This window comes from Citrobacter sp. GW821-FHT07H02 (genome assembly GCF_059418505.1).
In genome coordinates this window covers 57,162-70,558 of sequence record NZ_JBWKPZ010000002.1, presented here as the reverse complement: position 1 = coordinate 70,558, position 13,397 = coordinate 57,162, and the positions used below count along the sequence as shown (strand labels likewise).

The window sequence follows — 13,397 nt, the reverse complement described above, 5'->3', positions numbered from 1 at the left end:
CAGCCTCCGGCTGTTCAAATTCGTTCCTACGAATTTGTCTCAGACTTGCCGCCTTGATGCAGCTTGAATGATTTTGTGTACCCGCGCGTTGCTGTTCAAGCCTTGAGCTGTTATTCGAAAAAGACGGCAATCTTAGTAAACATGGTCGGATCTGACTGGTTACGAATGACTTTCACGACATCCTCCAGTTTATCTATCTGGCTAATCATCTGTTCAAGACGTTGATCGTCATTAACCAGTAGCCAGATACGGCTTTGGTCGCTGTTCTGGATCGGCAAACAGAGGATGCCCTCCACGTTAAAGGCGCGACGGGCGAACAGGCCGCAGACATGGGTCATTACCCCCGGATGGTTACGCACGGTGAGTTCCAGAATGACGTTTTCATGTGACTGTTTCTGCATGGTTTATTCCCCCACCATCTCTGTATTTGCCGCGCCAGGCGGCACCATCGGATACACTTTTTGTTCCGCATCAATGCGCACATGAATCAGCGCCGGTCCCGGGCGGGAAATAATCGCCTGCAACGCCGCTTGCGGGTCAGCCTCGTTATTCAAATCACAGGTTTCCAGACCAAATCCGGCGGCAATCTGCATAAAGTTGATCATCCCAGGATAGGTGGCGGCAAAGACACCTTGCTTGTAAAACAGACTCTGCTGCTGATGGACCAGCCCCAGCGCTTCGTTGTTCATCAGAATGATTTTCACATCCAGCTGGTTTTCGCTGGCGGTCGCCATCTCCTGAATATTCATCATCAGGCTGCCATCGCCAGAGAAACATAATACCTTACGGTCAGGGTTCGCCAGCGCGGCGCCAATCGCCGCCGGCAGACCAAAGCCCATGGTGCCCAGGCCACCGGAGGTCAGCCACTGGCGAGGACGGTTGAGCGGATACGCCTGCGCCGTCCACATCTGATGCTGCCCCACATCGGTGGTGACAATCGCGCTGTCGTCCACACAGGCCGCCACGGCATTAATCAATCCATAATGGCTGAGGGGATCGCTCTCTTGCGGGATCGCCCCCGGAAACTCGCGCTGCAAGTCCGCCACCGTCTGGTGCCACTCTTCACGCGGTTGCACGTCAATGAATGGGATCAACTGGGCCAGAACATCATCCACATCGGCCTGAATCGCCACGTGCGCCTGCTTGATTTTCCCCAGCTCCGCGCGGTCGATATCGACATGAATAATTTTGGCGTTCGGGCAGAACTGCTCCGTTTTACCAATCGCCCGGTCATCAAAACGCGCGCCCAGAACAATCAGCAAATCCGCCTCTTGCAGGATAAAGTTGGTGCTGCGTGCGCCATGCATACCCAGCATGCCTAACGACAGCGGGTGCGCTTTTGGCAACATACCCAGCGCCATTAAGGTCATGGTGGTCGGTAACTGCGCTTTTTCCGCCAGTTCGCGCACACGGGCAGGTGCATTGATGACACCGCCGCCGAGATACAGCACCGGGCGCTTTGCCGCATTAATCATCGCGGCGGCGTCTCGGATACTTTCAGCACTGAATTCCGGCGAGGGTGATTTCTCTGCCGCAGGCGGCAGTTCTTCCAGCTCGATCGTGGCGGTCTGAACATCCTTAGGAATGTCTATCCACACCGGCCCCGGGCGTCCCGACTGGGCAATGCGAAAAGCATCACTCATCACCTGCGGCAATTCGTGAATATCTCTGACCAGATAGTTATGTTTGGTGATGGGGATAGAAATGCCGTAGGTGTCCACTTCCTGGAAGGCGTCGGTGCCAATCATGGAGGCCGGTACCTGACCGGTAATACACACCAATGGAATGGAGTCGAGACGCGCATCGGCGATGGCGGTGACCAGGTTCGTCGCCCCCGGTCCGCTACAGGCCATACAAACAGCGGGTTTTCCATCAGTTCGCGCCATACCCTGCGCAATAAACCCCGCGCCTTGTTCGTGGCGTGCCAGGATATGACGGATTTGCGTGCTTTGGCTTAAGGCGTCGTAGACGGGGAGAATCGAACCGCCCGGGATCCCGGTCACCACGGTGATGCCCTGGCGTTCCAGTAAATGAACGATCAATTCTGCGCCCGTAAAGCGCTTACGTGTGGATGTTGTGCCCGAACTTGCCATGCTCCAGTCCTTTTATTCTGGGCCGAGGCTCCGGGAGGGTCGCTTAAACGAAAAACCCCGCCCGGTTTGCGCCGGCGGGGTTTTGGAATCGTGTGTTCCGGACCCTACGGCGCATTGCCGACGACCACCACCACACGCACGACGACCACTGCGGCAGGTTGCGCAGTTTTTAGTAGGGTCGCAGTTAGCATGGAAGGGTTCATTAGGGACCTTGTCTGTTTATTGATTAACAGGATTTATACAAGCACAGCTTTTTAGATGTGACAATGGAAAAAATTTCATCTGTGCAAAAATGCGTCAACGATCACATTATCACTGATAACGATGTAAAACAAAAAACCCCGCCGAAGCGAGGTTTTTATCAGCGTTATGCGGCTGGTAACCGCAAAGCACACTGTGTTATGTCAACACCAGAAGTATACGCATTCCACGAAAAACACGCAATTTCGGCACGAATTTTGACGCTTTTGAGTATGGTACAGAGAGGGTGTTTTGTCTAAAAATTACTGTTTATTTATACAGTAATTCATCTATAATATCACTGTACGCAATGTGTTATGCGGGGCCGCATCGTAAACCGGCGCAACAAAGCCCTGGCTGAAACGGGTGGTGCCGTCAGCGCCTTAACCCCGTGTGAGCACACTGTGTTACGTCAACAAGCACAACATTTCTCGCAAGAGAGATCGCGTGCGCAGCAGCTGGCAACAGGCAGCGGAAAGGTACGTCAGCTGGCGGTGCTCCTTCACCACAGGAGACGCGTATGAGCCTCGTGGATATCGCTATTCTTATCCTGAAACTCATTGTTGCTGCACTGCAACTGCTTGATGCAGTTCTGAAATACCTCAAGTGATTCAGATTCAAGCCGCACTAAAGGGGAGCGGGCAACCGCTCCCCTTTCACCCTCTGCCTGGTGCGTGTACCTCAAGAGTATGTTACATTTTTATTACATCCCTTAAGACACCTGTCGCCATGACCCTTTCCGTTTTCTGCATTTTGCTGTTCGCCGCGCTGCTGCACGCCAGCTGGAACGCCATCGTGAAAGCAGGAAACGACAAGCTCTACTCGGCGATTGGCGTCAGCGGCTCTGCGGCATTAATGGCGTTGGTTTGTTTACCTTTTTCCCCGCAGCCTGCCATTGCCAGCATCCCCTTTTTAGCCGCCTCTACCGTGTTACAGGTGGTCTATACCGTTCTGGTCGCCAAAACCTATCAGGTTTCGGATATGAGCCAAACGTATCCCTTAATGCGCGGTTCCGCTCCGCTGCTGGTCGCGATAATCAGCGTGCTGTTTCTCGGCGACAGCCTCTCCGCACTGGCCTGGGTCGGTATTGTGGTGATCTGCATTGCCATCCTCGGTATGGCCTTCAACGGCCACGCCAGTTCCCGGCAGGGCGTGGTTCTGGCCCTGATTAACGCCTGTTTTATTGCCGGATATACCCTGGTGGACGGGACAGGTGTACGACTGTCAGAAACTGCGCTGGGATACACGTTGTGGACATTCTTCCTCAATGGCTCCTGCCTGTTGAGTTGGGCGATGATTGCCCGACGCCAGGAGGCCGCACGCTACCTGGTGCAGCACTGGAAGAAGGGGATTTTTGGCGGCATCGGCACTATGGGTTCTTACGGACTGGCACTGTGGGCGATGACGCAATCCCCCCTGGCGGTGGTCGCCGCGCTGCGCGAGACCTCTATTTTGTTCGGCGCGCTTATCGCGTGGCTATTGCTCAAAGAGCGGGTCGTCGGGTTGCGCCTCGTCGCCGCAGGCGGTATTGCCGCTGGCGCCATGCTGCTTCGCCTGGCATGATGCAATCCGGCAACATTTGTTGCCGTTTTTTGTTTACATATCCTGCCGTTCGCCGACACACCATTCCAGTCGTCTATCTGGCCTTCTTTTACTGGTGTGGTAGATTTCACTCTAATTTATGGCAATACATAGCCACTTATTCTTATTTTTTCTCTTTTTAAAAAGTAATCAGCGAAATGAAAAGGCAGAAAAGCGTCAATTTGTTGTTGATGTTGGTATTACTTGTCGCAGTGGGTCAGATGGCGCAAACCATCTATATCCCGGCAATTGCCGATATGGCGCGTGAACTGAATGTCCGCGAAGGGGCCGTACAAAGCGTGATGGCCGCCTACCTGCTGACGTACGGTCTGTCACAGCTGGTTTACGGCCCGCTTTCTGACCGTGTCGGGCGTCGCCCGGTGATCCTCGTCGGCATGTCCATCTTTATGCTGGCCACGCTGGTCGCCATCACCACCCACAGCCTGACGGTGCTGATTGCCGCCAGTGCGATGCAGGGCATGGGGACCGGCGTTGGCGGGGTGATGGCGAGGACCTTACCGCGTGATCTGTATGAAGGCACACAACTGCGCCACGCCAACAGCTTGCTGAATATGGGGATTTTGGTCAGCCCGTTGATGGCTCCGCTGATCGGCGGTCTGCTGGACACTATGTGGAACTGGCGCGCCTGTTACATCTTTCTGCTGATCCTCTGCGCAGGCGTCACCGTTAGCATGGCGCGCTGGATGCCAGAAACCCGTCCGACGGGCGCACCGCGCACACGGCTTATCACCAGCTACAAAACCCTGTTCGGCAACGGCGCGTTTACCTGTTATTTGCTGATGCTGATCGGCGGCCTGGCCGGGATTGCCGTCTTCGAGGCCTGCTCCGGCGTACTGATGGGTGCCGTATTAGGTTTAAGCAGCATGGTGGTGAGCGTCTTGTTTATTCTGCCGATCCCGGCGGCGTTTTTCGGCGCATGGTTTGCCGGTCGTCCCAATAAACGCTTCTCCACGCTGATGTGGCAGTCGGTGGTCAGCTGCCTGCTGGCAGGCGTGATGATGTGGGTGCCAGGCTGGTTCGGCGTGATGAACGTCTGGACGCTGTTGATCCCGGCAGCCCTGTTCTTCTTTGGCGCAGGCATGCTGTTTCCGCTGGCAACCAGCGGGGCGATGGAACCTTTCCCGTTCCTGGCCGGAACTGCAGGCGCGCTGGTGGGCGGCTTGCAAAACATCGGCTCAGGCGTGCTGGCGTGGCTCTCCGCGATGATGCCGCAAACCGGACAAGCCAGTCTTGGGATGTTGATGACCTTTATGGGGCTATTGATTTTACTGTGCTGGCTCCCGCTGGCGTCTCGTGTCTCCCATCAGGAGCAGGCGGTTTAATCAGATGATGGCCCGGCTTATCGCCGGGCTGTTCACACTTCGGCGATATCATCGCGTTCAACAACGGTTCCAGCGCTGGCCGCCACGCCCCCTCTTCCCCATCATAAAACTGCGTATCGGCGTTGATAGCATACGGAATTTTCGCTTTCTTCAGCTCACAGGCCATAAAACTGGCAAAGGCTAACTGCGACGGAGATGGCGCATTTTTGATGGTTTCTCCCGGCGACCAGCCCCCGACCCAACTGACATGACCGGTTTTCTGCTGCCAATGTAGGGCGGCGTTTATCCGCGCACGGATGGCGGTTTTTTCCGCCGCGGTACCGGAGGTCCAGGGGTATTTCCCATTACTCTTTAGCGGACCCCGCGGGAAGATATGCCATTGTGCCAGCACGTAGTTTTGGCTTCCCGGCGGCAGTTTAAGACCCGACAACGCCTCCGGGGCGGCGCGCATGCGTGGGGCAATAAAAATCATGCGCTGCGGGTCAATGGCATGGATCACGCGCAGGGTATTCTCATATACCCGATTGAGGGAAGCCTGATTATGGTTGAGTTTCTCCGCCGGTTCATCGATCAGGTCAAAACCCAGCAACGGCGAACTTTGCGCGAAATAGTGCGCCACGGCTATCCACCAGTTTTCCACCTCTTTTTCGTTTCCGGGGCTGGGATCGTTTTTATACTCATCGGCCTGATACGCGATAATGGTGATCACGCCATACTGGTTACAGGCTTCAACCAGTTTACGCAGGTGAATCAACCGCGCTTCCGTTGGCTCGCCCGCGACCCGGATACGCACATGGGTTAATCCCTTTGCCCTGAAATCGCGGACCACCAGCGGATCAAATTCGCGGATGCCCCTTTCGGTTCGCGCCCAGTCGACATCCATTCCTGCCCCCAATAGCTGCGCATACTGCAAAGCCGTGAGTGGCCGTTCAGCGGCGCACACGACAGCGCTGGCGAGCAACAGGAGAGAGATGAGCGGTTTTAACACAGTTGTCCTCAGTCATTAACCGGGAGGGATATCACGTATTTAGCATAATCTCCGACATCAGGTGTAGAGTGAAAACGTAATAAATCTCATCACACCTGCTCTTGTAGCCAGCCAATAAAAGCCTCAATTTTCGGCCACTGCCTGCCAGGCAGCGTGGTCATGTAGTAATGCTGGTGACATTTCAGCGCCATCTCACCGAAAGGCGCGACAAGCTCCCCGCTGTCGAGTCGTTTTTGCACCAGCCGCTTACGCCCCATCGCAACGCCAATATGGTTCATTGCGGCAATCACCGCCAAATCCGAACGATCGAAGCCAATCCCCGATGATAACGGCAAATCAACCCCAAAGTGTTGCGCCCAACTGTGCCATTCATCCGTTCCGGAATCGTTGCTCCACGCCTGGCGATCGTGCAGCAGCGTACAGTGACGCAGGTTAACCAACGCACCCTGCAGGTCAAAACGGCGGGCATAGTCCGGACTGCATACTGGCAGGATTGCCTCATCCATCAGGAAATGGTGCGTCAGTTGCGCGGAGGGTGCGTCGTCAAAGTAGATCGCCAGATCAATACCCGCACGCTGGAGATTCACGTTGTCGTTACCGGTCAATATGGTCAGCGAAATAGACGGGTAGCGGCGTGTGAAATCACCTAATGCAGGCACCAGCCAACACTGGGCGATGGAAGGCCGCGAGTAAACCGTGAGCGTACCGGAGAGCTCCTGGTTTTTGATGTCGAGGATCTCCTGATTCAGCGTATCCAGCGACGACTTCAGCGCCCAGAACACCCGTTTCCCTTCGTGCGTTAATTCCACTTTCCGGTGTGAGCGAACAAACAGCTGAATACCCAGCTCATCTTCAAGCTGATTAATACGATGGCTGACGGCGCTGGGACTTAATGACAACTCGTCTGCCGCCAGCGCAAAAGACTGATGCCTCGCCGCCACTTCAAAAGTGTAGAGCTTTGATAGCTGCCAGCCGTTGAGTAGACGATTTCTGACTTCGCGTAGGGGATCCATAACCACCTCTGAGACCTCTGACCATGGCCCGCAGTGTAAAAAAAGTCGCTGAAAAAATCAGCATAAAGATGAATCAGGGTGAACCATATCGCATAAAACAGTCATTTTTAGACACATATCACCATTTTGATTCAATTTAGCTCATGTGAAATGGGAATTATATCGTTTGTCAGCCTACGTCGTTTTTTTGTCCAATATAACCACGTTAATCACAGGGCAAGGTGAGATATGCACTCTCAAATCTGGGTTGTGAGCACGCTGCTGATAAGCATCGTGTTAATCGTTTTGACCATCGTGAAGTTCAAATTCCACCCGTTTCTGGCGCTGCTGTTAGCCAGTTTCTTTGTGGGCACGATGATGGACATGGGCCCGCTGGAGATGGTCAATGCCATTGAGAGTGGTATCGGTGGCACGCTGGGTTTCCTCGCAGCTGTTATCGGCCTGGGAACCATTCTTGGCAAAATGATGGAAGTTTCCGGCGCGGCAGAACGTATTGGCTTAACGCTCCAGCGCTGTCGCTGGCTCTCCGCTGACGTCATTATGGTGCTGGTGGGGCTGATTTGCGGTATCACGCTGTTTGTGGAAGTGGGCGTGGTGTTGTTAATTCCGCTGGCGTTTTCCATCGCCAAAAAGACCCATACTTCATTGCTGAAACTGGCGATCCCGTTATGTACCGCCCTGATGGCCGTGCACTGCGTGGTGCCACCTCATCCGGCCGCGCTGTTCGTCGCCAATAAACTGGGCGCCGATCTTGGTTCCGTTATCGTCTATGGGTTGCTGGTAGGGCTGATGGCGTCGCTTATCGGCGGACCGCTGTTCCTGAAGTTACTCGGCAACCGTCTGCCGTATAAAGCAGTACCCGCTGAGTTTTCTGACCTTAAAGTCCGTGACGAAAAAACGCTGCCATCACTGAGCGCAACCCTGTTTACCGTCCTGCTGCCGATTGGTCTGATGCTGGCGAAAACCGTCGCTGAACTGAACATGACGAAAGGCAGTACGCTGTACACCCTGCTGGAGTTTATCGGCAACCCGATTACTGCCATGTTTATCGCGGTTTTCGTGGCGTATTACATTCTCGGTTTGCGTCAGCATATCGGCATGGGTACGCTGCTCACCCATACCGAAAACGGTTTTGGTTCCATTGCTAACATTCTGCTGATTATCGGTGCGGGCGGCGCGTTCAACGCCATCCTGAAGAGCAGCGGCCTGGCGGATACCCTCGCGGTGATCCTCTCCAATATGCATATGCACCCCATCCTGCTGGCCTGGCTGGTGGCGCTTATTCTGCACGCAGCGGTCGGTTCGGCAACTGTCGCGATGATGGGTGCAACGGCGATTGTCGCGCCGATGCTGCCGCTCTATCCCAACGTCAGCCCAGAGATCATCGCCATTGCCATCGGTTCTGGCGCAATTGGCTGCACGATTGTGACAGATTCCCTCTTCTGGCTGGTGAAGCAATACTGCGGCGCCACCCTGAGTGAAACATTTAAATACTATACGACCGCGACATTTATCGCGTCGGTTATTGCACTGGCTTGCACATTCCTGCTTTCCTTTATTATCTAAGCGCAAAGAGACGTACTATGGAAAACATTCAAAATCTCATCGCCCAGTATCCTTTGGTGGAGGATCTGGTCGCTCTCAAAGAAACGACCTGGTTTAACCCGGCCACGACCTCTCTGGCAGAAGGTTTACCGTATGTCGGCCTGACGGAACAGGATGTTCAGGACGCCCATGCTCGCCTGACCCGCTTTGCGCCGTATCTGGCGAAAGCCTTCCCGGAAACTGCCGCCACCGGCGGGATTATTGAATCCGAACTGGCCGCGATTCCTGCGATGCAAAAACGGCTGGAAAAAGAGTACGGGCAGTCTATCTGCGGTGAAATTCTGCTGAAAAAAGACAGTCATCTGCCTATCTCCGGCTCGATTAAGGCCCGTGGCGGCATCTATGAAGTGCTGACCCACGCAGAGAAACTGGCGCTGGCCGCCGGGCTGCTTACCACTGAAGATGACTACAGCGTGCTGCTCTCACCTGAATTCAAACAGTTCTTCAGCCAGTACAGCATCGCGGTAGGTTCGACCGGCAACCTGGGTTTATCGATCGGTATCATGAGCGCCTGCATCGGCTTTAAGGTCACCGTACACATGTCTGCCGATGCCCGTGCGTGGAAAAAAGCCAAGCTGCGCAGCCACGGTGTGACGGTAGTCGAGTACGAAGAAGATTACGGCGTGGCGGTGGAGCAAGGGCGTAAGGCGGCGGAATCCGATCCAAACTGCTTCTTTATCGACGATGAAAACTCCCGCACCTTGTTCTTAGGCTACGCGGTGGCCGGACAGCGCCTGAAAGCGCAGTTCGCACAGCAGGGGCGCGTGGTGGATGCCGATCATCCGCTGTTTGTCTATCTGCCGTGCGGCGTCGGTGGTGGTCCTGGCGGTGTGGCTTTTGGCCTGAAGCTGGCGTTCGGCGATAACGTTCACTGTTTCTTCGCCGAACCGACCCACTCCCCTTGCATGCTGCTCGGTGTTTACACTGGCCTGCACGACGCTATTTCCGTTCAGGAGATTGGCATTGATAACCTGACAGCGGCGGACGGGCTGGCGGTGGGACGTGCATCGGGTTTTGTGGGCCGGGCTATGGAGCGTTTTCTGGACGGGCTGTATACCCTTGACGATCAAACCATGTATGACATGTTGGGCTGGCTGGCGCAGGAAGACGGTATTCGCCTGGAGCCATCTGCACTGGCGGGGATGAGCGGACCTCAGCGCGTATGCGGTTCAGCGGCATACCAACAAATGCATGGGTTTACTGCTGAGCAGTTAAACCACGCCACACATCTGGTATGGGCGACGGGCGGCGGAATGGTACCGGAAGCCGAAATGGCGCAGTACCTGGCTAAAGGTCGCTAAGTTTGACGCAGCATCGCCATCAGTTCCATCGGTGAGCGATGCTGTTTAATAAGATCACGCATCACCCGCATGTACGGCGAAGAGTCGTTAAAAAAGGTTTTATACCCGGCACAAAGCACGCTTTTTCCGCTGCTATCACGATGTTTCAGGCATTCACCAGCACAGAAGTGCAATACGTAACAGCTCCGACATTCCGCGCCGATATGCGAAATATCCTGTAAATTCACCGCATCCGCACGACCACACCACTGCTTTAAGGTCTTATCAAAAAGCTGAATGGATATCCGGTTAACATCTTCCCGTACCCAGAGAGTAAATACCGCATTTAAAAACTGGCCCCACCCTTCTGCGGTTACCGACTCTGCGGATAAATGGCCATTCCTATCAAACTCGATGTGGGGAATAAACTGTACGGCCCTGATACCAAGCTGCTGTAGGTTTCGATACAGTTCTTGCGCTTGTTGACTATTCTGGCGATTGACAACGATCTGATACGCCTCCTCACGGACATCCCTGTTTTCATTTCCCGTCATGCAAAATCCCCGATAAATGCGATAAGTTGGCGGATATGCGTTACAGCAAACAGTATTGCGAGGGATAACACCGCGAGGGAGATCATAAATTTGTCACGCACCGCGCGAGATTGAGAAAAATCGTGATGGGCGACGTCCATCAGGTTACGACTGCGGGTATAGCGCCAGAGAATGATCGCTACAATCGCCAGCACGCCAATAGAAACCCAGAACAAGAATCCCGCCTGGTGCCAGTGATGTTTCAGCGCCAGCGCCATTAGCGCGCCATAGCCCAGCAGCGTGCGAAACCAGGCCAGCGACGTGCGCTCTGGCTGAAGTCCCGGATCGGCAATGCGGCGCGCTTTACGGCTATCCGCCATACAGTACCAGCGCCATAACGATCACCGCGACGATCATCAAAATCAGACTGATGATCAGCAAACTGTGGGTGTATGGCAGGTCCTCTTTCAGACGCATCGCCTTTTCATTACGCAACCATCGCAGGTAGCCGTAAATCGCCAGACCACCGGAAAACAAACACAGTAACAACGCCAACAGTTCACGAATCACGGGCGTGGCAAAGTCCGGAGCCAACTGGTCAAGACCAACCCCCGCCGCCAGAAACCCTAGCGCGGTGCGGATCCACGCCAGAAAAGTACGCTCGTTTGCCAGCGAGAAGCGGTAATCCGGCGCTTCTCCAAGGCGAGAAATCTTCATCAGGGCTCCTTTTAATGACATTCCCTATTCAGAGGATCAGAGAAAGAAATAACAATAGTGCATCAGAACGTCGGCTTTTTCCCCTCAACGTTCACACTTTGCGTACGCAGTCTCGTGCCACCGAACGCGGGTGCAGGCCCCACGGATTGTGCTGAAAGGGTCGCCCTGCCCAGCTTGAGTTGGCCTTATCGCGACGAAAGCAGGAAGGGGATTGCGTGGGTCAGGTGAAGGTAGACTCTCAGCAAAGCAGGGATTATGCGCCGTCAGTAGTGTTGATACATCATCACCGGCACCCACAGGATGCCGGTCAGCAGGATTATTTCTTCTAGCCTATTCCCCAGAAAATCACTGCCAGCAGCTGCGGAGTGATAATACGCAGGAACATCACCAGCGGGTATACCGTCGCATACGAGAGCGCCGCCGCCCCGCTGGTGGCATGCAGGTTATTCGCAAATGCCAGCGCAGGTGGATCGGTCATCGACCCGGCCAACATCCCGCACAACGTCAGATAGTTCATCTTCGCGAAGATACGCGCCAGCAGACCCACCGTGATGAGCGGAATTGCGGTGATAACGATGCCATAACCAATCCAGCTCAGGCCTTCGCCTTGCATCAGGGTATCGACAAAATCACCGCCAGACTTCAGCCCCACCACGGCAAGAAACAGCACGATTCCCAGCTCGCGCAGCGCCAGGTTGGCACTCGGTGGCATAAACCAGTACAGCTTACCAATGCTGCCAATACGCCCCAGAATCAGCGCCATGATCAGCGGCCCGCCCGCCAGCCCCAGCTTTAACGCCGCCGGGAACCCCGGTATAAACAGCGGAATTGACCCAAGCAGCACACCCAGCCCGATACCAATGAACACCGGTAACATCTGTACCTGTTGCAGTTTTTGTTGGGCGTTGCCCACGACATTGGCGACCGCTTCAATGGCAGAGGGCCGTCCGACCAGATTGAGAATATCGCCAAACTGCAGACTCATCTCACCGCTTGCCACCAGCTCAATACCCGCACGGTTAAGCCGCGAGATAACCACATCATAGTTCTCTTTTAGGCGCAGATCGCGAATGCGCTTTCCGAGCACTTTTTCATTGGTGACGACCACACGTTCAACACGCAACTCCGTGCCGCGAGTAGAAAGCGAGGTGTCCACCTCCTGGCCAATCACCACCTGCGCATTGTGCAGATCCCCTGACTGCCCCACCAGATGCAGCAGATCGCCAACCTGAATAATCGTCCCAGGCGAGGGCACCATCAGCGTTTCATCGCGTTTAAGTCGTGAACAGATGATTTTGTCGCTATTGAGGATGGGCACATCCTGAATCGCCATGTTATTGAGATTCGGGTTCTCAACCCGGATGTTCATGGTCTGGATGAGCGAGTGACCGCGGGAGAGCGTGGATTCATGCTGTTGCGCCTCCTCCTCGACATTGACGCGAAAAATCATACGCATCAGCCACATGGTGAGTAAGATGCCGCAAATACCGAAAGGATACGCCATGGCATAGCTCATCCCCATCTGGTCAACCACCTCTACAGGAGTGCCCAGATCGCGCAGAATTTGCTGGCCAGCCCCCAATGCCGGGGTATTGGTCACCGCACCGGAGAATATTCCCAATACCACCGGTAACGGAATCGCAAACACTTTATGCAGAATAGCGGTGATCAGACCGCCGATGATGACGATCAGAACAGCAAAGAGATTCAGACGTAAACCTGAAACGCGCAGCGACGCAAAAAAACCAGGACCGACCTGAATACCAATGGTGTAAACGAAGAGGATCAGGCCAAATTCCTGAATAAAATGCAGCATCTCGCCGCTAAGGGAGATGCCTAGCAGGTCAGCATAATGTCCGACAAGAATCCCGCCAAACAGCACGCCTCCAATGCCCAGCCCTACCCCACGAACCTTGATGTTGCCGATCCATAATCCAACAACCGCCGCCAACGCCAGAACGCTAACCGTTAATGCTATCTCACTCATCTTCAGTTCCCTGTGAA

At 54.6% G+C, this 13,397-nt stretch carries 14 protein-coding genes and 1 pseudogene; 6 read left to right on the top strand and 9 right to left on the bottom strand.

The features are described 5' to 3' along the window. Window positions 1–110: 110 nt before the first annotated feature. The 3 genes from ilvN to ivbL form a co-directional block, all read right to left on the bottom strand. Window positions 111–401 carry an acetolactate synthase small subunit gene (gene ilvN, locus AC07NP_RS03490; protein ID WP_494659592.1) on the bottom strand — a complete coding sequence of 97 codons (291 nt, stop codon included), beginning with the start codon at window positions 399–401 and terminating at the stop codon, window positions 111–113. Window positions 402–404: 3 nt separating this feature from the next. Further along, window positions 405–2,093, bottom strand: a complete 1,689-nt coding sequence (gene ilvB / locus AC07NP_RS03485) for an acetolactate synthase large subunit (RefSeq protein ID WP_494659591.1) — start codon at window positions 2,091–2,093, stop codon at window positions 405–407. A 104-nt stretch (window positions 2,094–2,197) separates the two neighbouring features. Then, window positions 2,198–2,296 (bottom strand): ilvB operon leader peptide IvbL, encoded by a 99-nt coding sequence (gene ivbL, locus AC07NP_RS03480; RefSeq protein WP_047460165.1) that lies wholly within the window; start codon window positions 2,294–2,296, stop codon window positions 2,198–2,200. A gap of 449 nt (window positions 2,297–2,745) precedes the next feature. Between ivbL and AC07NP_RS03475 the strand changes: the two are divergent. From AC07NP_RS03475 to emrD, 4 genes and pseudogenes are all read left to right on the top strand, one after another. Continuing rightward, a pseudogene (locus AC07NP_RS03475) lies at window positions 2,746–2,857 on the top strand (hypothetical protein); the annotation flags it as partial. Further along, window positions 2,854–2,943, top strand: a complete 90-nt coding sequence (gene tisB, locus AC07NP_RS03470) for a type I toxin-antitoxin system toxin TisB (protein ID WP_000060506.1) — start codon at window positions 2,854–2,856, stop codon at window positions 2,941–2,943. The pseudogene AC07NP_RS03475 and the gene tisB, both read left to right, overlap by 4 nt. Before the next feature lie 92 nt (window positions 2,944–3,035). Further along, window positions 3,036–3,896, top strand: coding sequence for an EamA family transporter (locus AC07NP_RS03465; protein ID WP_494659766.1), 861 nt, complete (start codon window positions 3,036–3,038; stop codon window positions 3,894–3,896). Between the two features lie 176 nt (window positions 3,897–4,072). Next, window positions 4,073–5,257 carry a multidrug efflux MFS transporter EmrD gene (gene emrD, locus AC07NP_RS03460; RefSeq protein ID WP_203359526.1) on the top strand — a complete coding sequence of 395 codons (1,185 nt, stop codon included), beginning with the start codon at window positions 4,073–4,075 and terminating at the stop codon, window positions 5,255–5,257. Here emrD and AC07NP_RS03455 read toward each other — a convergent pair. Together AC07NP_RS03455 and dsdC are read right to left on the bottom strand one after the other, a co-directional pair. Then, a complete protein-coding gene (locus tag AC07NP_RS03455; protein ID WP_494659590.1) occupies window positions 5,184–6,245 on the bottom strand; it encodes a cellulase family glycosylhydrolase in 1,062 nt (353 codons plus the stop codon). The two genes, emrD and AC07NP_RS03455, sit on opposite strands and share 74 nt — an antisense overlap. 89 nt (window positions 6,246–6,334) lie before the next feature. Further along, window positions 6,335–7,258 (bottom strand): DNA-binding transcriptional regulator DsdC, encoded by a 924-nt coding sequence (gene dsdC, locus AC07NP_RS03450; protein WP_494659589.1) that lies wholly within the window; start codon window positions 7,256–7,258, stop codon window positions 6,335–6,337. Between the two features lie 228 nt (window positions 7,259–7,486). Here dsdC and dsdX point away from each other — a divergent pair, with 228 nt between their 5' ends. Both dsdX and dsdA read left to right on the top strand, forming a co-directional pair. After that, window positions 7,487–8,824: a D-serine transporter DsdX gene (gene dsdX / locus AC07NP_RS03445; protein ID WP_494659588.1), complete on the top strand. Its 1,338-nt coding sequence runs from the start codon at window positions 7,487–7,489 to the stop codon at window positions 8,822–8,824. Window positions 8,825–8,841: 17 nt separating this feature from the next. After that, window positions 8,842–10,164, top strand: a complete 1,323-nt coding sequence (gene dsdA, locus AC07NP_RS03440) for a D-serine ammonia-lyase (RefSeq protein ID WP_494659587.1) — start codon at window positions 8,842–8,844, stop codon at window positions 10,162–10,164. Here the strand turns inward: dsdA and AC07NP_RS03435 are convergent. The 4 genes from AC07NP_RS03435 to AC07NP_RS03420 form a co-directional block, all read right to left on the bottom strand. Next, window positions 10,161–10,697 carry a radical SAM protein gene (locus AC07NP_RS03435; protein WP_494659586.1) on the bottom strand — a complete coding sequence of 179 codons (537 nt, stop codon included), beginning with the start codon at window positions 10,695–10,697 and terminating at the stop codon, window positions 10,161–10,163. The two genes, dsdA and AC07NP_RS03435, sit on opposite strands and share 4 nt — an antisense overlap. Continuing rightward, a complete protein-coding gene (locus AC07NP_RS03430; protein WP_203359520.1) occupies window positions 10,694–11,056 on the bottom strand; it encodes a DUF202 domain-containing protein in 363 nt (120 codons plus the stop codon). Before AC07NP_RS03430 ends, AC07NP_RS03435 begins: the two co-directional genes overlap by 4 nt. Further along, window positions 11,046–11,393 carry a YidH family protein gene (locus AC07NP_RS03425; RefSeq protein WP_494659585.1) on the bottom strand — a complete coding sequence of 116 codons (348 nt, stop codon included), beginning with the start codon at window positions 11,391–11,393 and terminating at the stop codon, window positions 11,046–11,048. Before AC07NP_RS03425 ends, AC07NP_RS03430 begins: the two co-directional genes overlap by 11 nt. Window positions 11,394–11,718: 325 nt before the next feature. Next, window positions 11,719–13,380, bottom strand: a complete 1,662-nt coding sequence (locus tag AC07NP_RS03420) for a putative transporter (protein ID WP_494659584.1) — start codon at window positions 13,378–13,380, stop codon at window positions 11,719–11,721. Window positions 13,381–13,397: the final 17 nt, after the last annotated feature.